16 protein-coding genes are annotated in these 22,108 nt (G+C 72.9%); 10 read left to right on the top strand and 6 right to left on the bottom strand.

Translation table 11 applies throughout. The features are described 5' to 3' along the window. Nucleotides 1-41 precede the first annotated feature (41 nt). From ABD883_RS11845 to ABD883_RS11835, 3 genes are read right to left on the bottom strand one after another with little or no spacing between them, the layout of a single operon-like run. Entirely contained in the window at nt 42-1,016 is a 975-nt protein-coding gene (locus tag ABD883_RS11845) for a malate dehydrogenase (protein WP_345032317.1), read from the bottom strand. Further along, on the bottom strand, nt 1,013-1,903 hold the full coding sequence (locus ABD883_RS11840; protein ID WP_345032315.1) for a dihydrofolate reductase family protein: 891 nt from the start codon (nt 1,901-1,903) through the stop codon (nt 1,013-1,015). Before ABD883_RS11840 ends, ABD883_RS11845 begins: the two co-directional genes overlap by 4 nt. After that, nucleotides 1,887-2,675, bottom strand: a complete 789-nt coding sequence (locus ABD883_RS11835; protein WP_345032312.1) for a hypothetical protein — start codon at nt 2,673-2,675, stop codon at nt 1,887-1,889. The genes ABD883_RS11840 and ABD883_RS11835 overlap by 17 nt, the downstream gene beginning before the upstream one ends. Nucleotides 2,676-2,817: 142 nt before the next feature. Here ABD883_RS11835 and ABD883_RS11830 point away from each other — a divergent pair, with 142 nt between their 5' ends. The 4 genes from ABD883_RS11830 (at nt 2,818) to ABD883_RS11815 (ending at nt 7,536) form a co-directional block, all read left to right on the top strand. Continuing rightward, nucleotides 2,818-3,876, top strand: a complete 1,059-nt coding sequence (locus tag ABD883_RS11830; protein WP_345032309.1) for a DUF6636 domain-containing protein — start codon at nt 2,818-2,820, stop codon at nt 3,874-3,876. Nucleotides 3,877-4,069: 193 nt separating this feature from the next. Continuing rightward, complete coding sequence (leuA, locus tag ABD883_RS11825) at nt 4,070-5,836, top strand: 2-isopropylmalate synthase (RefSeq protein ID WP_345032306.1); 1,767 nt, start codon at nt 4,070-4,072, stop codon at nt 5,834-5,836. Nucleotides 5,837-5,992: 156 nt separating this feature from the next. Next, nucleotides 5,993-6,721 carry a DNA repair protein RecO gene (gene recO / locus ABD883_RS11820; protein WP_137319901.1) on the top strand — a complete coding sequence of 243 codons (729 nt, stop codon included), beginning with the start codon at nt 5,993-5,995 and terminating at the stop codon, nt 6,719-6,721. Then, entirely contained in the window at nt 6,718-7,536 is an 819-nt protein-coding gene (locus ABD883_RS11815; protein ID WP_247618740.1) for an isoprenyl transferase, read from the top strand. Before recO ends, ABD883_RS11815 begins: the two co-directional genes overlap by 4 nt. Before the next feature lie 63 nt (nt 7,537-7,599). On the opposite strand, the gene ABD883_RS11810 is transcribed toward ABD883_RS11815, so the two are convergent. Beyond that, nucleotides 7,600-9,570 (bottom strand): MOSC domain-containing protein, encoded by a 1,971-nt coding sequence (locus tag ABD883_RS11810; RefSeq protein WP_345032302.1) that lies wholly within the window; start codon nt 9,568-9,570, stop codon nt 7,600-7,602. Nucleotides 9,571-9,679: 109 nt separating this feature from the next. Beyond that, a complete protein-coding gene (locus ABD883_RS11805; protein ID WP_345032300.1) occupies nt 9,680-11,539 on the bottom strand; it encodes a DEAD/DEAH box helicase in 1,860 nt (619 codons plus the stop codon). A 442-nt stretch (nt 11,540-11,981) separates the two neighbouring features. Between ABD883_RS11805 and ABD883_RS11800 the strand changes: the two genes are divergently transcribed. Both ABD883_RS11800 and ABD883_RS11795 read left to right on the top strand, forming a co-directional pair. After that, nucleotides 11,982-13,358 (top strand): glycine--tRNA ligase, encoded by a 1,377-nt coding sequence (locus ABD883_RS11800; protein WP_137319897.1) that lies wholly within the window; start codon nt 11,982-11,984, stop codon nt 13,356-13,358. A gap of 67 nt (nt 13,359-13,425) precedes the next feature. After that, nucleotides 13,426-14,649, top strand: coding sequence for a YibE/F family protein (locus tag ABD883_RS11795; RefSeq protein WP_345032298.1), 1,224 nt, complete (start codon nt 13,426-13,428; stop codon nt 14,647-14,649). Here the strand turns inward: ABD883_RS11795 and ABD883_RS11790 are convergent. After that, nucleotides 14,646-16,109 (bottom strand): L-lactate permease, encoded by a 1,464-nt coding sequence (locus ABD883_RS11790; protein WP_345032296.1) that lies wholly within the window; start codon nt 16,107-16,109, stop codon nt 14,646-14,648. The genes ABD883_RS11795 and ABD883_RS11790 overlap by 4 nt on opposite strands. Before the next feature lie 145 nt (nt 16,110-16,254). Between ABD883_RS11790 and ABD883_RS11785 the strand changes: the two genes are divergently transcribed. The 4 genes from ABD883_RS11785 to dnaG all read left to right on the top strand — a co-directional run bounded on the left by ABD883_RS11785 (nt 16,255) and on the right by dnaG (nt 22,055). Beyond that, entirely contained in the window at nt 16,255-17,490 is a 1,236-nt protein-coding gene (locus tag ABD883_RS11785) for an acyl-CoA dehydrogenase family protein (RefSeq protein WP_345032294.1), read from the top strand. A gap of 88 nt (nt 17,491-17,578) precedes the next feature. After that, nucleotides 17,579-18,775: a tRNA dihydrouridine synthase DusB gene (gene dusB / locus ABD883_RS11780; RefSeq protein ID WP_425548442.1), complete on the top strand. Its 1,197-nt coding sequence runs from the start codon at nt 17,579-17,581 to the stop codon at nt 18,773-18,775. Between the two features lie 2 nt (nt 18,776-18,777). Further along, nucleotides 18,778-20,064, top strand: coding sequence for a deoxyguanosinetriphosphate triphosphohydrolase (locus ABD883_RS11775; protein ID WP_295687707.1), 1,287 nt, complete (start codon nt 18,778-18,780; stop codon nt 20,062-20,064). Next, complete coding sequence (dnaG, locus tag ABD883_RS11770; protein WP_295687709.1) at nt 20,064-22,055, top strand: DNA primase; 1,992 nt, start codon at nt 20,064-20,066, stop codon at nt 22,053-22,055. Before ABD883_RS11775 ends, dnaG begins: the two co-directional genes overlap by 1 nt. Nucleotides 22,056-22,108: the final 53 nt, after the last annotated feature.

Below are 22,108 nucleotides of genomic sequence, written 5' to 3'. Positions count from 1 at the left end.
TCACCGGCTGAACCGCAGCGCGGACCCCCGGGCGGGCCGGCTCAGAGCAGGCCGAGCGCCCGGGTGGCCTCGCGCTCCTCGGCGAGCTCCGCGACCGAGGCGTCGATCCGGGCCTGGGAGAAGGTGTCGATCTCGAGCCCCTCGACGATCCGGTGCTCCCCGCCTGCCACCGTGCACGGGAACGAGCTGATGAGCCCCTCGGGCACGCCGTACTCGCCGTTCGACGGCACCGCCATCGACACCCACTGCCCGCTGGTGCCGTGCACCCAGTCGCGCAGGTGCTCGATCGTCGCGTTCGCCGCCGAGGCCGCCGAGGACGCCCCGCGGGCGGCGATGATCGCCGCCCCGCGCTGCGCGACGGTCGGGATGAAGTGCTCGCGCACCCACGCCTCGTCGTCGATGATGTCGAGGACCCGGCGTCCGCCCGCGGTGGCGCGGGTGGCGTCCGGGTACTGGCTGGCGGAGTGGTTGCCCCAGATCGCCAGGTGCTCGATGGTGCTCACCGGCACCTGCGCGCGGGCCGCGAGCTGCGCGAGCGCCCGGTTGTGGTCGAGCCGGGTGAGCGCGGTGAACCGCGCGGCGGGGATGTCCGGGGCGTGCGTGGAGGCGATGAGGGCGTTCGTGTTCGCCGGGTTGCCGGTGACGACGACCCTGATGTCGGAGCCTGCGACCTCGCCCAGCGCTTTCCCCTGGGCGGAGAAGATCGCGCCGTTGGCCTCGAGGAGGTCCGCGCGCTCCATGCCCTTGGCCCGCGGGCGGGCACCGACGAGCAGTGCGGCGTCCGCCCCGTCGAAGGCGGTACGCGGGTCGTCGGTGATGTCGACTGCGGCGAGCGTGTTGAAGGCGCAGTCGTCGAGCTCCATGACCACACCCTCGAGCGCCGGCAGCGCCGGCGGGATCTCGAGCAGGCGCAGCCGCACGGGCTCGTCACCGTACACCGCGCCGGCGGCGAGCCGGAACAGCAGCGCATAGCCGATCTGTCCGGCGGCTCCGGTGACTGCGATCGTCTTCGTCATGGGGATTCTCCTTCTGCGGCCGCAGCGGCCGCGGGTCCGGCCGGCAGGGCCAGGCGGTGGATGTACGTCGATGAATCGGTGAGCAGGCTGAGCGGGGTCGCGGGCACCGGCGCGGGCAGGCGCACCGTCCCGAGCAGACCGGGATGATCCTCGGTACCGCTGCCGGCGAGCAGCGGGGAGACGGTGAGGCACAGCTCGTCGACGAGCCCGGCCGACACCCAGCTGCCGAGCAGCGTCGGCCCGCCCTCGCACAGCACCCGGCGCACGCCCCGGACGGCGAGGTCGGCGAGCACCGCCTGCGGGGTGATGTCCCCGTGGACGACGACGTTTCCGGCGCCGCAGAACCCACGGAGCCCGGCGAGTGTCTCCGGGTCGTCCGTCGCGGTGTGCACCACGATCGGGGAGGTGCCCTGCTCGGCGAGTCGGGCGGTGTCGATGCTGCCCGTCCCGGACACGATGACGAGGAGCGGGACGGGCTCCTGGCCGCGGGCCGCCCGCTGCGCCCGGTAGGCGGTCTTCTCCGTGAGCCGGGTGTAGCGCTCGATGCGGGTGGTCTGCGCCCCGACGACGACGGCGTCGGCGAGCGAGCGGAGCACGGAGAACACCCGCATGTCCGCAGGGGTCGAGATCGTCGACGAGCGGCCGTCGGCACCGGCGATCGCCCCGTCCACGGTGGTCACCATGTTCGCCTGCACGCGCATCCCGGGGGTGTGCCCGGACAGCGGGCCGGAGTCGTAGAGCTCGACGAGCCGCGGTTCGGGCCCGGCGGGGTCGGCGCTCGATTCCGCGGTGGCCCGCCGCGTCGGCAGCACCTCGGGGGAGGGGAGGAGGACGCGGAGCTCAGCGGGCCCGGCCGCCGCCGCGGACGCGTCAGCGGGCGAGGTCATCGGCGGGTCCCATGATGATGTGCGGATGCGCGGCGGGGTCGAGGGTCCGCAGCAGGTGCACCATGTCCTCGGCGTCGACAGTGATGCAGCCCCGGGTGGGGGAGTCGTGGTCGACGTGGAGCCAGATCTTGCCGCCGGCGTCCCAGCCGAGCGGGCGGGTGTCGTCGTTCGGCGGGGTGCCCGGCTGCCGGTTGTAGTCGATGGCGATGACGCGGTCGAACACCGCCGCGTAGTCCTCGCCGTAGGCGGCCGCCGCACCGGTGCGCAGCTCCGGCTCGTGCGTGTAGGGCAGGAGCGAGCCCGGGTCCGGGAGGGAGCCGCCGGCATCGCTGAGCGAGAACACCCCGATCGGCGAGGTGCGGTCGCCCTCGCGCCGGTCGCGCTTCCAGCCCGCGCCCCCGTTGTGGCCGGCGTACTCGCCGGTGCGCTCCCAGCCGTCGCCGGCGCGCTCGAACAGCACCGTCGTCGCGGTCGTGTCCGCGGGCCCCGGGGTCGAGGAGATGAGCACCTGGCGGGTGTCGGCCGGGACCTCGGCGAGCGTCTCCGGCCCGATGCCGGGCAGCGGGGGCAGCGAGGGACCGGCGGGCGCCTCGGCCCCGGCGGGCGTGCGCAGGGCGGGGGCGGGGAGGTCGCGCGGTGCGCTCTGGGCCGGTGCACGGAGACCCGATGCGGCGGCGGCCACGGCGTCGCCACCGGCAGGACGCGCACAGCCGGTGGCGAGCAGCGCCACGAGCAGGAGCGGTGCGGCGGACCGGACGGCGGGATGGACCATGCGTCCATCGTGCCATGGGCGCTCCCCGCCGGGCCCGACGACACGGCCCGGGTCCGGCCGACGCCACGGCCCAGGACCGGCCGGGGCCGCCTGACCGACGGCTGACCGCGCGCTCCGGGGCGGGTGTCTACACTGGATTCCCATGAGCATTCCTCCTCCGCCCGACCGTCGTCCGCCGCGCCGGCGACCGACCCCCGGGACGCCGCCGGAAGACTCCCTGACCACGCAGCTGTTCGTGGGCCAGGCGAAGCCCGCCGCCCCGACGGACGACACCCAGGCACTCCGCGCCGAGGAGGTCGCGCAGCTCCGTGCCGCGGACGCCGCACCGGAGGGCGAATCGACCCGCGTGCTCAGCCTCGAGGAGCTCCAGCAGATCGCGGCGGAGACCCATGACGACCGCCTCGACGGCCCGCGTGAACGGCCCGAGGCGCACGACGGCCCCAGGGCGACCGCCGCCCACTTGGCATGGGCCGAGCGCCAGGCCCCGCCGAGCCGCTGGCCCGGCCGCGATCCGGCCCCCGTCGCCGCCCCGACCGTGGGCGGTGCCCCGGTCCCGCCCCCGCCTCCCGTGCCCCCGATGGTCGGAGGCGGCGCGGGTGCGTCGCAGCCGCCGCACGGTGCCCAGCACTACGGTGCCGGGCGGCCGGCGCAGCGGAAGCGGGGCATGCCGGGAGCGGCGATCGCCGTCATCGTCATCGCCGTGCTGCTCGTCCTCGGCATCATCGGCTACATCCTGTTCGACATGTTCAGCGGGCAGGACCGGGGCGACGACGCCGCGATGCCCGCCCCGCCGCCGCCCGCTGGGGCACCGGAATCGCCCGGGGAGGAGGACTCGGAGGCACCGAGCACCCCGGCCTCCGAGGTTCGCTCCTTCGCTGCCCCCTCGGGCAACATCAGCTGCACGATCGACGCCGAGCGCGCCCGCTGCACGATCGCGAGCTTCGACTACGAGCCGCCGGAGAAGCCGGCCGACTGCGAGATCGACAACTGGGGCGGGATCGTCGTCGCCAACGACGACGGCGCCGGGTTCTCCTGCGCCCCGGCCCCGGAGGCCCCGGAGGCCGAGCCGCTCGACTACGGCGAGTCGATCGAGGCGCACGGGATGACGTGCACCTCCGCCCGCGACGGCATGTCGTGCACCTCGGACGCCACCGGCAAGGGCTTCACCGTCGCCCGCGCCGGCGCGGACTTCGTCAACTGAGACCACGGCATCGTCGTCCCACATGGTGGGCGCGCCGGGTGACCTCGACGGCGGTTGCGCATACAGTGAGGAGCATGGATAGGCAGGCGCTCCTTCTTCTTCTTCAGTGCCGCGGCGAGGCCTGACTCAGGCCGCATCCTCGCTGCGGAGTCGATGCTGTCGGTCGAAACCCGTCGAGATCAAGGACCCTGAAGTGACGCACCTGCAGAAGCCCAGCCCCATGCCGTTCGCCAAGTACAAGTCGTTCTTCGACCGCATCCGGATCGACATGCACGACCGGACCTGGCCCGACCAGCGCATCACCCGCGCTCCCCGCTGGCTCAGCACCGACCTGCGCGACGGCAACCAGGCGCTCATCGACCCGATGACCCCGGATCGCAAGCGCCGCATGTTCGATCTCCTCGTCAAGCTCGGCTTCAAGGAGATCGAGGTCGGCTTCCCGGCGGCCAGCCAGCCCGACTTCGACTTCGTCCGGCAGATCATCGAAGAGGACGCGATCCCCGACGACGTGCGGATCTCCGTCCTCACCCAGGCCCGCGAGGACCTCATCGAGCGCACCGTGGAGAGTCTCGTCGGCGCGAAGATGCCGACCGTCCACCTCTACAACGCGACCGCACCGGTGTTCCGCAAGGTCGTGTTCGGCTTCGACGGCGACGGCTTCGACGAGACCCGCGACATCGCGATGCGCGGCACCCAGGCCGTGATGAAGCACGCCGAGAGCCTGCTCGGCGACGCCGACTTCGGCTACGAGTACTCCCCGGAGATCTTCGTCGACACCGAACCGGAGTTCGCGCTCGACGTCGTCGGCAACGTCCTCGACATGTGGCAGCCGGCCGCCGGCCGGGAGACCGTCGTCAACCTGCCGGCCACGGTGGAGCGCGGCACCCCGAACACCTATGCCGACCAGATCGAGTGGTTCTGCCGCCACATGCCCTACCGCGAGGACGTCGCCGTCTCCCTCCACCCGCACAACGACCGCGGCACCGGCGTGGCCGCCGCGGAGCTGGGCATCATGGCCGGCGCGGACCGCATCGAGGGCTGCCTGTTCGGCAACGGCGAGCGGACCGGCAACCTCGACCTCGTCACCGTCGCCCTCAACCTGTACTCGCAGGGCATCGACCCGGAGCTCGACTTCTCCGACATCGACGAGGTCATCCGCACCGTCACCCACTGCAACCAGATCGGCGTGCACGAGCGCCATCCCTACGGCGGCGACCTCGTCTTCACCTCCTTCTCCGGCTCCCACCAGGACGCGATCAACAAGGCGTTCGTCGACCGGGAGAAGCGGGCGCAGGCCGCCGGCGTACCCATCGAGCAGATGGAATGGGACATGCCCTACCTGCCGGTCGACCCCAAGGACCTGGGCCGCTCCTACGAGGCGGTCATCCGCGTGAACTCGCAGTCCGGCAAGGGCGGAGTGTCCTACCTGCTCAAGACCGAGCACGGACTCGACCTGCCGCGCCGCCTCCAGGTCGAGTTCTCGCAGGTCGTGCAGGGCCGCTCGGAGTCCGGCGGCGAGGTCTCCGCACCGGAGATCTGGCGGATCTTCAACGACGAGTACCTGCCGTCGGACGGCGACGCCGAGGCCTGGGGCCGGTTCAAGATCATGGGCCTGCGCACCGCGTCGGCGAACATCGCCGACGAGCCGACGACGAAGAACTCCGAGACCATCGAGGTCGACCTCCTTGTCGACGGCCAGGAGCGCACCTACGAGAGCCGCGGCAACGGCCCGATCAACGCCCTCGTCAACCTCCTCACCGAGCAGTTCGACCTCGACATCCGGCTGCAGGACTACACCGAGCACGCAGTGGGCACCGGTGCGGACTCCGTCGCGGCGTCCTACGTCGAGCTCGCCGTCGGCGACCGGGTGCTGTGGGGTGCGGGTCTCCACCCGAACATCACCAAGTCCTCGCTCAAGGCCGTGATCAGCGCCGTCAACCGCGCCGTGCGCCAGGGCTGAGCCGCCGGCCCGAGCTCCCGCCCCGCCGTCAGGTGGTCGCAGATCCACGATTCCCCCGCCGGGATCATGGTTCTGCGACCACCTGCGGTGCTTCCGGCGGTGCGTCCCCGGCGTGTGCGTCAGCCGCCTCCCAGGCCGGGCGACGATAATGGAGGGATGAAGCAGTACCGGGACGAGGGGATCGTGGTCGGCGGCCACAAGCTCGGCGAGGCCGACCGCATCGTCCTCATCCTCACCCGCAACCACGGGCTCGTCCGGGCGGTGGCCAAGGGGATCCGACGCACGAAGTCCCGGTTCGGCTCCCGGCTCGAGCCATTCATGCTCGTCGACGTCCAGTGCCACGTGGGACGCAGCCTCGACGTCGTCACCCAGGTCGAGCTCATCGAGCCCTTCGCCCGCGCGATCGGCGCCGACTACAGCACGTACTCCGCGGCGAACGTCATGGCCGAGACCTGCACCCGGCTCACCGAGGCCGAACCCCGCTCCCGCGCCCAGTACCTCCTCCTCGTGTCCGCGATCCGCTCCCTGTGCAGGGGCGAGCACCCACCCAGGCTCGCACTCGATGCCTACCTGCTGCGCGCGATGGCCGTCGCCGGCTGGGCGCCGAGCCTGTGGAACTGCGCCCAGTGCGGCGAACCCGGCCCGCACCGGGCGTTCTCCCCGGCGCTCGGCGGGGCCGTGTGCTCGGCCTGCCGCCAGCACGGCACCGCGCTGCCGACCACGGAGACCGTCCTCCACCTCGCCGCCCTGCTGTCCGGGGACTGGGCCCGGGCCGAGGCGACCGCACCCCACCATGCCGCCGAGGCCTCCCGCCTCGTCACGCTGTACGTCCAGTGGCACCTCGAGCGCCACGTCAAGTCCTTCACGGTCCTGGAGAACGCATGAGCCCCCGTCGCCCCGATCCCGCTCCGACCGCCGGCGGGCACCCCGCAGTGCCGCCGCCGCACCCGTCCGGAGCGCGCCCGCCGGAGATCCCGCGGAAGTTCGTGCCCAGGCACGTCGCGGTCGTCATGGACGGCAACGGGCGCTGGGCGAACGACCGGGGCCTGCCGCGCACCGAGGGGCACAAGGCCGGGGAGTTCGCGCTCCTCGAGGTCATCCACGGGGCGATCGAGGCCGGCGTCGACCACCTCTCCGCCTACGCCTTCTCCACCGAGAACTGGAAGCGCTCCCCGGAGGAGGTCCGGTTCCTCATGGGCTTCAACCGCGATGTCATCCGCCGCCGCCGCGACGAGCTCCACGCCCTCGGGGTGCGGATCGTGTGGGCCGGCAGGCGCGGCCGCCTGTGGCGCTCCGTCATCGCCGAGCTCGAGGCGGCCGAGGAGATGACGCGGCACAACACGGGGCTCGTCCTCCAGTTCTGCGTGAACTACGGGGGGCGCGCGGAGATCCTCGATGCGGTCAACGCGATCACCGAAGCGGTCGCCGCCGGCCGGCTGACCCCGGGGAAGGTGACGGAGAAGGCGCTCGCCTCCCGCTTCTACGCTCCCGGGGTGCCCGATGTCGACCTGTTCCTCCGGTCCTCGGGTGAGCAGCGCACCTCGAACTTCCTCCTCTGGCAGTCGGCCTACGCCGAGCTCGTGTTCCAGGACGTGCTGTGGCCCGACGTCGACCGCCGCACCCTGTGGGCCGCGATCGAGGAGTACGCGCGCCGCGACCGGCGCTTCGGCGGAGCGGTCGACACCGCAGCCGGGCGCTGAGGCGGTCCGGCCCGGCACCGCACCGCGGAACGGAGCCCTCGCCGTGCCCGAGGTGGGCGCGGCTCACTCGTCGAGGGTGAGCTCGACATCCCCGACGGGGACCGCCGAGCACGTGATGACCTCGTCGTCGTCGAAGGCCGCCGCCGGCTCCACCGGATAGGCGACCTGGCCGGACACGAGGCGCAGCGCGCAGGTGCCGCACGAGCCGCCCCGGCACGAGCTCGCCACGTCGAACCCGCGGGCCTCGAGCGCATCGAGGAGGAATCCCGCGGCCGGGGTCCAGACGACCTCGGGACCTGTCGAGCCGTCGGCGGTCAGCGTGCGCACCGTCGCCGGCTCCCACGCGGTGAGGTCGACCGTGCCGCCGGCGTCGATCGGTGCCGGCGAGGAGAAGATCTCGCGGTGGACGTGTGCGGCCGGGACCCCGACGCGGTGGGCGGCCTCGGCGGCCGCGGCGAGGAAGCCGGGCGGGCCGCACAGCACGACATCGACAGCAGCGCCCGCACGGTCCGCTGAGCTCGGGGCGGCCGGTTCCCCGGGCGCCGCCGGATCTGTATCCACAGGTGCGTCGAGCATCTCGGTGAGCACTGCGCCGAGCGCGTCTGCGTCCGGCCGACCCCGCTCCTGAGTCGACCAGCGCCGCACGCGCGCCGCGGGGAGTGCCCCGGCGGCGTCGACGAGCGCGCGGAAGAAGCCGCTCGGGGTCCGCCCGCGTTCGACATGGAGGACATCGACCGACCGATCGCCCAGGCCGGGCAGCAGCCCGAGCGCCGGGGTGATGCCGATCCCGGCGGTGAGCACGAGGGTGCGCGGGGCGCGCAGCGTGTCCGCGGTGACCCGGCCGAACGGGCCGGAGACGAGCACCTGCGCCCCCGGCGGCAGTGCGGTGAGGGTGCGGGAGCCGACGCCGTCGACCCCGACGCCGAGCTCGAACGTGCTCCCGGTGGCGGCGGTGACGGTGTACGTGCGCCACAGCGGCCCCGCCTCGGTGAGGAGGTGGACGCGCGCATGCATGCCGGGTCGGTGGAGGGCGGCGAACCAGCCGAGCTCGTCGCGCAGGCGCACTCGGACGCGCCCCGGGTCGATCTCCGCGGAGTCGAGGACCGTGGCCGGGCGCGGGGTGGTGAGCGGGGACTTCACCCGCGGGTCGAGGGCCGCGGGCGCTCCGGCGTCGTGGTGGTGCTCTTCGGTTCCGGGCCCGTGCTCAGCGCACGATCCGCCCTCGATGAGGAGCGCGTCGCCCACGCCCACCGTGCCGGGCTCGAGCACGATCCCGTAGACGCCCAGATGGAGATGCCCGAACACCCCGGCGAGCAGCCGGGGCACGTTGACGTCGTCCTCCGCGGTCCGGGGATTCACCCGGGTGGCGGGGCAGCGTTCGATCGAGGCGCGGATGAGCAGACGCGCCGAGCCCACGCGCACCACCCGCCCGATGAGTCCGAACTCCTCCCACGGAGCCAGGCCGCTGAGGTGGACGTTGCCGCGGAAGCGGAGCGGGTCGAGGTCGACGCCCGCGGCCTCCCCGAGCATCTCGACCGTTGCCGGGTTGATGAGCGACACGCCCGAGGCGCGGGAGTCGAACATCCCCTGGCCTGCGACGACGAGGCGGCGCGGGTGCTCGCCCTGGGGGCGCAGACGCGCGGCGAGGAACGTCGAGGCGGCCGCGAGGGAGTCGGCGTCATCGGTGCGGAACCCGGTGCGCTCACCGTCCGGGGCGCGCAGCGTGATCGCCCGGGCCGGGGCGCCGGGGGAGCCGCCGACCATCCCGGGGTCGCCGCCCGATGCGGACCCGGCGGGCGCCTCGGCGGCGGTCGAGCTCACCTGCCAGGCCTCGAGGCTCATGTCGGTCTTGAGGACGGCGAAGCCGCGGTAGGGACTCCACGAGTCCGCCGGCACGGGCAGGCGCCCGCTGCTGAAGGCCGCCGCCCGGTCGCCGTCGAAGCCCGTGCCGGCGCGCACCGTGCCGGAGTCGAGCGGCTCGGCCGGGAAGCCCTTGACCGGGTAGCGGAAGAGCGCGGAGACGCGAACGGACATGCCGCCCATCCTATGACGGGCGGCATGTCCGGTACCGGGCGGCGCGGCGGTCGGCCGGGACAGCCCGGCGGGTGTGCTCAGCCGCGCGGCGGCCGTGTGCGGGTGGGGCTCAGCGGCCCTTGCCCCCACGGTAGAAGCCCTTCTTGCCGTCGCGCTCCTGGCGGAACTTGCGGCCCTCGCCCGGACCCTTGTCGAAGTTCTTCTTGGGGAACGAGCGGCCCGGGCGGCCGGTGTCCGGGCGCAGATCGATCCGCTTGCCCTGGACACGGGTGCCGGACAGGCGGTCGAACACCGACTGCGGCAGGTCGTCGGGCAGGTCGACGAGCGAGTGGTTCGAGCGGATGTCGATGTGGCCGATCTGACCCGAGGTCAGGCCGCCCTCGTTCGCGAGCGCCCCGACGATGCCGCCGGGCTGGACGCGCTCGTTGCGGCCCACGGCCAGCCGGTAGGTGCGCATGCCCTCACGCGACCGCGGACCGCGCGGCCCGCGCTCGCCGCGCTCGCCCCGGTCCTCGCGCTGCTTGCGCTTGGGCTCGGGGAGCGGCTGCGCGGTGAGCGACTCGCCGTCGAGGAGCAGCACCGCGAGTGCGGCGGCGATCTCCTTGGCGGGCACGTCGTGGACCTGCTCGTACTGCTCGATGACAGGGCGCACCTCGGACAGGTCGAGCCCGGAGAGCGCCTCGGTGATGCGGTTCTGGAAGCGCTCGATGCGGGTCGAGGTCAGCTGCTCGACGGTCGGCAGGGTGAGCTGCTCGACGCGCTGGCGGGTGGCCTTCTCGATCTGGCGCAGCAGGTGGTTCTCGCGCGGGGTGACGAACAGGATCGCCTCGCCGGAGCGGCCGGCACGGCCGGTCCGGCCGATCCGGTGGACGTAGGACTCGGTGTCGTGCGGGATGTCGTAGTTGACGACGAGCGAGATCCGCTCGACGTCGAGGCCGCGGGCGGCGACATCGGTGGCGACGAGGATGTCGATCGCGCCGCTGCGGAGCTGCTCGACCGTCCGCTCGCGCGCCTGCTGCGGGATGTCGCCGTTGATCGCCGCGGCGGACAGCCCGCGGGCGCGCAGCTTGTCGGCGAGCTCCTCGGTGGCCTGCTTGGTGCGGACGAACATGATGATGCCGTCGTACTCCTCGACCTCGAGGATGCGGGTGAGCGCGTCGAGCTTGTGGGAGTGCATGACGGTGAGGAACCGCTGGCGGATGTTCGCGCCCGTCGTGGTCTTCGACTTGACCCGCACCTCGGCCGGGTCGTTGAGGTACTGGCCGGTGATCCGGTGGATCGACTTCGGCATGGTCGCGGAGAACAGCGCCACCTGGCGGGCGGTGCCGGCCTGCGCGAAGATCTCCTCGATGTCCTCCTGGAAGCCCATCTTGAGCATCTCGTCGGCCTCGTCGAGCACGAGGTGGCGGAGGTCGCCGAGCTTGAGGGAGCCGCGCTTGAGATGGTCGATGACGCGCCCGGGGGTGCCGACGACCACCTGCGCGCCGCGGCGCAGGCCGCCGAGCTGCGGGCCGTAGGACTGGCCGCCGTAGATCGGCAGCACGGAGAAGTCCGGGAGGTGGGCGGCGAAGCTTGTGAAGGCCTCGGCCACCTGGAGCGCGAGCTCGCGGGTGGGGGTGAGGACGAGGGCGAACGGGCCCTCGGAGGCGCGGCCGGCGTGCGCGAGGTGGCTGAGCACGGGCAGGGCGAACGCGGCGGTCTTGCCGGTGCCGGTCTGCGCCAGGCCGATGACGTCGCGGCCGGAGATCAGCAGCGGGATCGTCTGCGCCTGGATCTGGGACGGGGTCTCGTAGCCGAGGTCCTTGACCGCGGCGAGCACGGCGGGATCGAGGTCGAAGGCGTCGAACGGCGGCAGCTCGTCGGCGGGCGCTGCCGGAGCGGCGGCGGACCCGGCCGCGGCCGGTGCGGCCTGGGCGGGAGCGGTGCTCTCGGGGGTCTTCTCGGTGGAGACGGGGGCAGGGGTGGTCATATCCTCAGCGGACATCAAAGGCTCTCTTCGCGGATCGGCACACACTTGATCGCAGTGGACGGGTTTGGCGATCGACCCATGCGCAGCCGCACTGCAACGGTGGTGAGCAGATCGGCCGGTGCCGTCGAATCGAGGACGCGTGACGCGCAACGAACGCAATGTGCCGGGCGGCACGCGGTGCGTCGAGCAGTGCTCGCTGCCCGGGGCAGTCGAACTCCTGGCACCATGACGGCGGTGAAAGGTTTGGGTGTCCGGCCAGTCTACATGCCGCGGTGCCCGAGCCGGGCGGTTCGGCGCCGAGGGTGAGGGAAGACACAGCCGCGCCCGGGGCCGCTGCGCGGCCGCGCACCGGGACGCGGGTCCGAACCGGGCGCGCATTCGATACGCTGGATCCGCATGCGGACGACAGCCAGCCGTTCGCCCCCGAACCGAGGAGACATCTGTGGCATCGACATTGGATTCCGTCATCACCCTGGCCAAGCGGCGCGGCTTCGTGTTCCAGGCGGGTGAGATCTACGGCGGATCCCGTTCGGCCTGGGACTACGGGCCGCTGGGCGTCGAGCTCAAGGAGAACATCAAGGCCCTGTGGTGGCAGAACTTCGTGCGCGGTCGCGAGGACATGGTCGGGCTCGACTCCTCGATCATCCTGCCGCGCGCGGTGTGGGAGGCCTCCGGGCACGTCGAGACCTTCGTCGACCCGCTCGTCGAATCCCTCCACACCCACAAGCGCTACCGCGCCGACCACCTCATCGAGGCCTACGTCGCCAAGCACGGGCGCGAGCCGGAGAACGGGCTCGCCGACATCCGCGATCCGGAGACCGGGCAGGAGGGCGCGTGGACCGAGCCCCAGCAGTTCTCCGGCCTCATGAAGACCTACCTCGGCGCCGTCGACAACGAGGAGGGCCTCCACTACCTCCGCCCGGAGACCGCGCAGGGCATCTTCGTCAACTTCGCCAACGTCGTCACCGCCAACCGGAAGAAGCCCCCGTTCGGCATCGGCCAGATCGGCAAGGCGTTCCGCAACGAGATCACCCCCGGCAACTTCATCTTCCGCACCCGCGAGTTCGAGCAGATGGAGATCGAGTACTTCACCCACCCCGACGACGCGGAGAAGTACTACCACGAGTGGGTCGAGGCCTGCTGGGACTGGTTCGTCGACCTCGGCATCGACCCGGACAACATGCGCCGCTTCGACGTGCCCGACGGTGAGCGCGCCCACTACTCGGCGGCGACCGTCGACATCGAGTACAAGTTCGGGTTCCAGGGCAGCACCTGGGGCGAGCTCATGGGCATCGCCAACCGCACCGATTTCGACCTCGGGAACCACACCGAGCACTCCGGGCACAAGATGCAGTACTTCGACCAGGCGGCGAACACCCGCTACACGCCCTACGTCATCGAGCCGTCCTTCGGACTCACCCGCTCGATGATGGCGTTCCTCGTCGACGCCTACACCGAGGACGAGGCGCCCAACACCAAGGGCGGCGTCGACAAGCGGATCGTGCTCAAGCTCGACCCGCGGCTCGCCCCGGTCAAGGCCGCGGTGCTGCCGCTGAGCCGCAACGAGAAGCTCTCGCCCAAGGCCAAGGAGCTCGCCGCGGACCTGCGGAAGCGCTGGAACGTCGACTTCGACGACGCCGGGGCGATCGGCCGCCGCTACCGCCGCCAGGACGAGATCGGCACCCCGTTCTGCATCACCGTCGACTTCGACACGCTCGACGACGACGCGGTGACCATCCGGCGCCGCGACGACATGTCGCAGGAGCGGATCCCGCTCGACGAGGTCGTCGCGTACCTCGCGACCGACCTCGCCGGCTGACCTGCCGCGCATGCACCTCATCGCCGGGAGCCGGGCTCCGCGGGCGTCGAGGCGCGCCTGGACCGTCATGCTGGGACTCCTCGTCCCGCTGGCGGTCCTCGCCGTCTCCGGGCTCGTGCTCCTGTGGCCGGCCGCGGGCGAGGACGGCGGCTGGGATCCGACGGCGCTCGGGGAGGGGACGACGTACGTGTCCGGGACGGTGACGATGGTCGACCTCCGGGAGTGCCCGGATGCGGAGTCCTCCGGGTGTGCGGCGATCACCGTCGAGGTCGACGGCGCCGAGGGCTCGCTGTTCGTCCCGCCCGAGGCGATGCGCGCCGGCCTCGCACCGGGAGACCGGGTCAAGGCGATCGGGATGGACGCCGAGGCGGCCTCCGATCCCGCCGCCGAGGCGATCACCGGCGGGCCAGGCGAGGCCCCGCCCGGCGGGGCGGCCCCGGACCCGGGGGATCCGGGAGCGGCGGACTACGTGTTCGTCGACTTCGACCGGAACGTGTCCCTGACCGTGCTCGCCGCCGTCTACGCGCTGCTCGTCGTCCTCGTCGCGGGGCTGCGCGGGCTGCGTGCGCTCCTCGGGCTCGTGTTCGCCTTCGGCGTCATGCTCGTGTTCATGCTGCCGGCGCTGCTCGCCGGCTCCCCGGCGGTGCTCGTCGGGGTCGTAGCCGCCGCCGTGATCATGCTCGTCGTGCTCTACCTCGCCCACGGGTTCTCCGCGCGCACGACGACCGCGCTGCTCGGCACCCTCGCCGGCATCGCCGTGACCGGGGTGCTCGGCGCGCTGTGGACGCGCTGGGCCAAGCTCGCCGGGATCTACTCCGAGGAGACCTACCTGCTGTCGTGGTCGGCGGAGCTGTCGACGGGCGACCTCGTGGTGTGCGGCATCCTCATCGCCGGCCTCGGCGTCCTCAACGACGTGACGATCACCCAGGCGGCGGCGGTGTGGGAGCTCGCCCTCGCCCGCCCGCACGCCCGGGCCCGGGAGCTGTTCGCCTCGGCGATGCGGATCGGCCGGGACCACATCGCCTCGACCGTCTACACCATCGCCTTCGCGTTCGCCGGCGGCGGTCTCACCGTGCTGCTCCTCGTCGCATCGTCCTCCCGGTCCTTCCTCGAATCGCTCACCCTCGGCGACCTCGCGATCGAGGTGGTGAGCCTGCTCGTGTGCTCGATCGGACTCGTGCTCGCGATCCCCGCGACCACCGCCATCGCCGCACTCGTCGTCCGCTCGGGTGAGGGCGTGCGCCCGCGGGAGCGGGACCGCGGGGCGGCCGTTCCCGGCCGGAACGGCTAGAGCAGCGCAGCGAGGACGGCGAGCGGCACGGTCGCGGCGAGCACGCAGAGGACGGTGGCCCGCTGCACCCGGACGACGGCGCGCTCGAGCTCGGCCCGCTGCGCCGCCGGGTCGGTCCGGCATCCGTCTGCCGTGTCCTCCCCGCCGTCGGCCGGCGCCTCGTCCCCGGCCCCGACCTGCACCGCGAGCGCGACCCGGGGCGGGGTCGCGATGTTCGCGAACGCCGCGGCGGCGTTGCCGACCGCCACAAGTCCGAGCACCGAAGCGCCCGTCGACTCCGCCATCGAGGCCACCGTGCCTGCGAACATCGCGTTCGCCCCCGTGTTCGAACCGGCGACGATGCCGCCGAGCGCGAGCAGCAGCGGACCCGGCGCGTTGCCGAGCACCGCGAGCGCGGCCCCGATCGCCGCGCTCATCCCGGTCGCCGTCATGAGCCAGCCGAGCATCATGAACAGACCCGTCGCCACGCCCACCGGCACCCAGGCGCGCGCCGCCCGGGCCACCACCGCGGGCCCGTCGACGGGCCCCGGAGCGGCGGGCACCGCGACGAGGCACGCGGCGAGCAGCCACACCGGGGGAGACGCGAGGACGTCGAGCCAGACGGCGTCGAGGAGACCGGCGAGGGCCTCGGCGGCGAGCAGGCCGCAGGTGAGGACCAGGTAGGGCACCGCGGCGAGCACGGTGCGCCGGGTGCCGCGCAGCCGGGCACCGCGCAGGCGTGCGCTCAGCAGGAGCACCAGGATGACCGAGAGCGAACCGAGCACACCGGCCGGGGGCGTGCCGACGAGGATGTTCGCACCGAGCACACCCGCCCACAGGACCGCGCCGGCGGCGAATACGGGGACGGCCGCCCGGGGATCCCGGCGCGCCCCGCACAGCACCGCCACGGCGACCACCGCGACCGCGACCGGGAGCGCGTTGACCCACGCGGTGGCGACGCCGAGCTCGTCGAGCCCGAGCCCCGTGAGCGAGGCGGCCACCGCGGTGCCGGGTCCGAGCGCGCCCCAGGGGACCGCGGTGAGCCCGAGCAGCCCGAGCAGCGCTGCCGGTGCCGGACGGTGGCCCAGGCGCCGCAGGATCGGGATGCCGACGGTGATCCCGATCCCGAACCCGGTGACGGACTCCGCGAAGGGCACCACCCCGAACACGACGAGCGCGGTGCCGGCCGGGACGGAGGTCGAGGCGTCCTGCAGCCAGCGGGAGAGCAGCGCCATCGCGCCGGTCGCCTCGAGGAGCCGGGCGAGGATCATCCCGAAGAGGAGGATGAGCAGCACCTCGGCGAGGAGCGGCGCGTAGTCCGCACCGCTCGCGGCCAGCACTCCGGCCGGGGTGCGGAAGGCGAGGAGGGCGGCAGCTGCCGCGGTGACGAGGGCGGCTGCGGCCGCCCAGGTCGCGGGCCTGCCGAGCACGAGCACGAGGACGGTGACGAGGATCGGCGTCGCAGCGAGCAGTGCGATCATGGTCCTCCTCGTGTGCACGGCGGTGCGGGCGATCCCGCATCCCGGTGCCAGGCTACGCCGCGGCGTGACAGACTGGGACGGACGAGATCCACCGCGTGTCGCGCGGCCCCGCGGGACACGGCGATCGCCGACGAAGGAGCACGCCATGGCCCACGGAACCGAGCGCACCATCGCCCAGAGCACCGCTGCAGAGCGCACCCGGGAACTCCGCACCCGGGCCGACCTCCTCGGCCTCGAGTCGCTGTTCAGCGCCGAGGAGCTCGCATTCCGCGACGAGGTGCGCGGCTTCGTCGACGAGGCGATCCGCCCGCATGTCGCCGATTGGTTCGAGCGCGCGGAGTTCCCCCGCGAGCTCGTGCGCGAGATGGGGGAACGGGGTTACCTCGGCATCCACCTCGACTCGCCGGGCTGCCCGGGACGCAGCGCCGTCGAGTACGGGCTCGCCTCCCTCGAGTTCGAGTCCGCCGACGCCGGCATCCGCACCTTCGTGTCCGTGCAGGGTTCGCTCGCGATGGGCGCGATCCACCACTGGGGGTCCGAGGAGCAGAAGGCCGAGCACCTGCCGGCGATGGCGCGCGGCGAGGTCATCGGCTGCTTCGGGCTCACGGAGCCGAACGCCGGCTCCGATCCCTCCTCGATGGAGACCGTGGCCCGCCGCGATGGCGGCGACTGGGTCATCAGCGGGCGCAAGCGGTGGATCGGGCTCGCCTCGATCGCGCAGCTCGCGGTGATCTGGGCCCGGACCGAGGACGGGGTGCGCGGCTTCGTCGTCCCCACCGACACCCCCGGCTTCACGGCGACGGTGATCGAGCCGAAGTTCGCGATGCGCGCCTCGATCCAGTGCGAGATCGAGCTCGCCGAGGTGCGGGTGCCCGACTCCGCCCGGCTGCCGGGCGCGGAGGGCCTGTCCGGTCCGTTCACCTGCCTCAACGACGCCCGCTACGGGATCATGTGGGGTGTGCTCGGCGCGGCCCGCGACTCGTACGAGACCGCGTGCTCCTACGCCCTGGACCGCGAGCAGTTCGGCGCGCCGATCGCGTCCTTCCAGCTCACCCAGCGCAAGCTCGTCGACATGGCGCTCGACATCCAGCGCGGGCTGCTCGTCGCCGAGCGCACCGGGCGCCTCAAGGACGCAGGAGAGCTCGACCCGGTGCAGATCTCCGTGGGCAAGCTGGCGAACACCCGGGACGCGATCGCGATCTGCCGTGAGGCGCGCACGATCCTCGGCGGCAACGGGGTGTCGGCGGAGTACTCGCCGCAGCGCCACGCGAACAACCTCGAGGCCGTGCGCACCTACGAGGGCACCGACGAGGTCCACACGCTCATCCTCGGCGCCCACCTCACCGGGATCCCCGCCTTCAACCCGCCGCGGGAGGGGTGAGTCCGGGCTCGCACCGGCGTGCGCGTCCCCGGTGCCGGGAGCTGTGGACACCGCACCCCGGTTTGACTCGTGGTGGGACAATGGTGCGGTGACTGCTGCATCCCTCCTCCACGCCCCTGCGCCCACCGCGAAGGAAGCCGCCCGGCCCGCCCTGCGGATCGGGCCGATCGAGCTGTCCTCGCCCGTCGTGCTCGCGCCGATGGCCGGGATCACGAACACCGCCTTCCGGCGGCTGTGCCGCGAGTACGGGGCCGGTCTCTACGTCACCGAGATGGTCACCAGCCGCGCTCTCGTCGAGCGCAGCCCCAAGAGCATGCGGATCATCCACCACGAGCCCTACGAGACCCCGCGCTCCGTGCAGCTCTACGGCGTCGACCCGGTGACGATCGGGCAGGCGGTGCGGATGCTCGTCGAGGAGGACCGCGCCGACCACATCGACCTCAACTTCGGCTGCCCGGTCCCCAAGGTCACCCGCAAGGGCGGGGGCTCCGCGCTGCCGTGGAAGACCGACCTGTTCACCGCGATCGTCACCACCGCGGTGCGCGAAGCCTCCCGCGGGGGCATCCCGCTGACCATCAAGATGCGCAAGGGCATCGACGCCGACCACCTCACCTACCTCGAGGCCGGCCGGATCGCCCGCGACGCCGGGGTCGCCGCGATCACCCTGCACGGCCGCACCACCGCGGACCTCTACTCCGGGCAGGCGGACTGGGACGCGATCGCCCGCCTCAAGGACCACCTCGGCGACACCGTCCCGGTGCTCGGCAACGGCGACATCTTCGCCGCCGAGGACGCCCTGGAGATGATGCGCACCACCGGCTGCGACGGGGTCGTGATCGGCCGCGGCTGCCAGGGTCGCCCGTGGCTGTTCGGGGACCTCGCGCACGCCTTCGCCGGCAGCGAGGAGCGGATCCGCCCGGATCTCGGCGCGGTGGCTGATGCCGTCCACACCCACGGGGTGTACCTCGCGGAGTACTACGGCGATGAGTTCTACGGCGTCCGCGACCTCCGCAAGCACATCGCCTGGTACTTCAAGGGCTATCCGGTCGGCGGCGAGGCGCGCCGCGCGCTCGCCATGGTGTCCTCGCTCGCCGAGCTCCGCGAGCACCTCGACGGGCTCGACCGCAGCGCGCCCTACCCCGGCCGCGACGCCGAGGGCTCCCGCGGGCGCACCACCCGGCCCAAGCGGCCCCACCTGCCCGAGGGCTGGCTCGACTCCCGCGTCATGGAGGAATCCCGGCGCGCCGACCTCGCGCTCGCTGAGCTCGACGTCTCGGGGGGCTGAGGATGACGGGGATCCCGGGCGGCCTCGCCGAGTACTCCGCCCACGACCAGGAGCGCTGGGTGCCCGAGGCCGCGAAGAACCCGCGCCGCTCGGCCTTCCAGCGCGACCGCGCCCGCGTGCTCCACTCCTCGGGCCTGCGCCGGCTCGGGGCGAAGACGCAGGTCGTGTCCCCGGGCAGCGACGACTTCGTGCGCACCCGGCTCACCCACTCCCTCGAGGTCGCCCAGGTGGGTCGTGAGCTCGCCCGCTACCTCGGCTGCGACCCCGACATCGTCGACACCGCGTGCCTGAGCCACGACCTCGGCCACCCGCCGTTCGGGCACAACGGGGAGACCGTGCTCGACGAGCTGTGCCGGGACATCGGCGGCTTCGAGGGCAATGCGCAGACACTGCGGATCCTCACCCGGCTCGAGCCCAAGGTCCTCACGGAGGACGGCGCCTCGGCCGGGCTCAACCTCACCCGCGCGACCCTCGACGCGTGCACGAAGTACCCCTGGTCGCGCGACGAGGCGCCGGTGAAGCCCACCACCGGGGCGCCGCTGCGGAAGTTCGGCGCCTACGCCGACGACCTGCCGGTGTTCGCGTTCTTCCGCGATGGGCGCACCGACACGCGTCGCTGCATCGAGGCGCAGCTCATGGACCTCGCCGACGACATCTCCTACTCCGTGCACGACGTCGAGGACGCGGTGTTCGCCGGCCACCTCGACCTCTTCGCCTACCACCACGACCACGCGCTCGGCGGGCTCATCGACATCACCCGCTCCTGGTACCTGCCGGAGGCGCGCGACGAGCAGATCATCTCCGCCCTCGACCGGCTCCAGTCGGCGGCCTACTGGCCGCGCGAGCGCTACGACGGCTCCCGTCGCTCGCAGGCCGGGCTCAAGCACATGACGAGCCAGCTCATCGGCCGCTTCGCCGGGGCCGCGGAGGCCGCGACGCGCGAGGAGTTCGGCTGGGAGCCGCTCGGCCGCTACGACGGCGACCTCGTCGTGCCGGAGGCCACCCGCCACGAGATCGCCGTCCTCAAGGGGCTGGCGACCGTCACCGTCATGGTCGCCGAGGACCGCCTGCGCCTGCAGCGCATCCAGGCCCGGGTGCTCACCACGCTCGGCGAGTACTTCAGCGAACGGCCCGAGGCGATGGACACGATGTTCCTCCTCGACCACCGGGAGGCTGCGTCAGATGCCGAACGGCTGCGCGTCGTCGTCGACCAGGTCGCCTCGCTCACCGACCACTCCGCCTGGGCGGCCTACCACCGGATGCAGGCCGACGAAGCGAGCCTGCTCTAGTGGCCGGCCTGATCCGCCGCGAGGACATCGACGAGGTCCGGTCACGCGCCCGGATCGACGAGGTGGTGGGCGAGCACGTCACCCTCAAGAGCGCCGGCGTCGGCTCGAAGAAGGGCCTGTGCCCCTTCCACGACGAGCGCACCCCGTCCTTCCACGTCCGACCCCAGGTGGGGATGTACCACTGCTTCGGGTGCGGGGAGAGCGGGGACGTGTTCGCGTTCCTCCAGAAGATCGACGGGATGACCTTCGTCGAGGCCGTCGAGCGGCTCGCGGAGAAGACCGGGGTCGCACTCCAGTACGAGGAGGGCCGCGGGCCGGATCGGGAGGCCGCAGGCACCCGGCAGCGCCTCGTCGAGATGCACCAGGTCGCCGCGGACTTCTACCGCGAGCAGCTGCGCTCCCCGGCCGCGGAGATCGGGCGGACCTACCTCGCCGAGCGCGGCTTCGACGAGGACGCGCAGCAGACCTTCGGGGTCGGCTTCGCCCCGCAGTCCTGGGACGCGCTGCTCGGCCACCTGCGCGGCCGCGGCTACGTCACCGAGGACATCATCGCCTCCGGGCTCGTCAGCCAGGGCCGGCGCGGCATCTACGACCGGTTCCGCGGGCGCCTCGTGTGGCCGATCCGCGACGTCACCGGCCGCACCATCGGGTTCGGCGCCCGGCGCCTGTTCGACGACGACCAGGGGCCCAAGTACCTCAACACCCCGGAGACCGTGCTCTACCGGAAGAACCAGGTGCTCTACGGCCTCGACCTCGCCAAGCGCGCGATCGCCCGCACCAAGCGGATCGTCATCGTCGAGGGGTACACCGACGTCATGGCCGCCCACCTCGCCGGGGTCGAGCAGGCGGTCGCGACCTGCGGCACCGCGTTCGGCGCCGAGCACATCAAGATCGCCCGGCGGCTGCTCGGCGACGACCAGACGCACGGCGGCGAGGTCGTCTTCACCTTCGACGGGGACGAGGCCGGTCGCAAGGCCGCGCTCAAGGCCTTCGAGGAGGACCAGCGCTTCGTCGCCCAGACCTACGTCGCCGTCGAGCGCTCCGGCATGGACCCCTGCGACCTGCGGCAGGCCCACGGGGACGCCGCGGTGCGCGAGCTCATCGACTCGCGCCGCCCGCTCTTCGAGTTCGCGCTGACCTCGAGCGTCGACCGCTTCGATCTCAGCACCGTCGAGGGCCGGGTGGGGGCGGTGCGCGCCGCCGCACCGGTCATCGCCCAGATCCGGGACGCCGCGATGCGTCCCGGCTACGAACGGTTCGTCGCCGGACACATCGGCATCGATCCCGCCGAGGTGGCCCAGGCCGTGCGTGCCGCGCAGCGCCGCGGCGACGGACGTCGCAATCCCGCTGCCGGGCGCAATCCGGCGGCCGGGCGCGGCCCGGGCGGTCCCGGACCGGCGGGACCTGGCGGACGGGACCAGCGCGGACGGGACCAGCGCGGCGGACTGCCTGCACCCACCGAATCCCCGGCGGAGACCGCTGCGGCCGTCGACGCCTACGCCCAGGAGCTCGGCGGGGGACCGGTCGACGTCACCGGGCTGCGCGTCGAGCGCGGCGCGCTCCAGGTCGCCCTCCAGCAGCCGACCTTCGTCAACGCGACCCTGTTCGACGGGCTCAACGGCAAGGTGTTCACCGATCCCGCCCACCGCGGGGTCCATGACGCGATGCGCGCCGCCGGTGGCATCCGGGCCGGGCTCGCCGACCCGGAGAGCTGGCCGGAGAAGGTGCTCGAGGCCGCGCCGGAGCAGCTGCGCGGGCTCGTCGGGCGCCTCGCCGTCGAACCGCTCCCGGCCCAGGACGCCGCGGGGGTCGAGCGCTATGCGCGCGGGATCATCGCGCGTCTCTTCGACAAGGACATGGTGCGGATCGCCGACGAGCTCCACTCGCGGCTCCAGCGCGCCGATCCCGCCGACGCGGCGACGAGCGGCCGCCTGCTCGAGCAGCTGCAGATCCTCGAGCGGCAGCGCGCCCGCCTCCGCTCCCTCATGTGAGAGCGCAGGCGGGCGCGGGATCGCAATTCTCGGCGGAATGGCTCACAGATTCC

Source organism: Brevibacterium pityocampae (assembly GCF_039541555.1).
Lineage (GTDB): Bacteria > Actinomycetota > Actinomycetes > Actinomycetales > Brevibacteriaceae > Brevibacterium > Brevibacterium pityocampae.
Note: the sequence above shows the minus strand (reverse complement) of the source record. Positions and strands in the feature narration are given on the sequence as shown.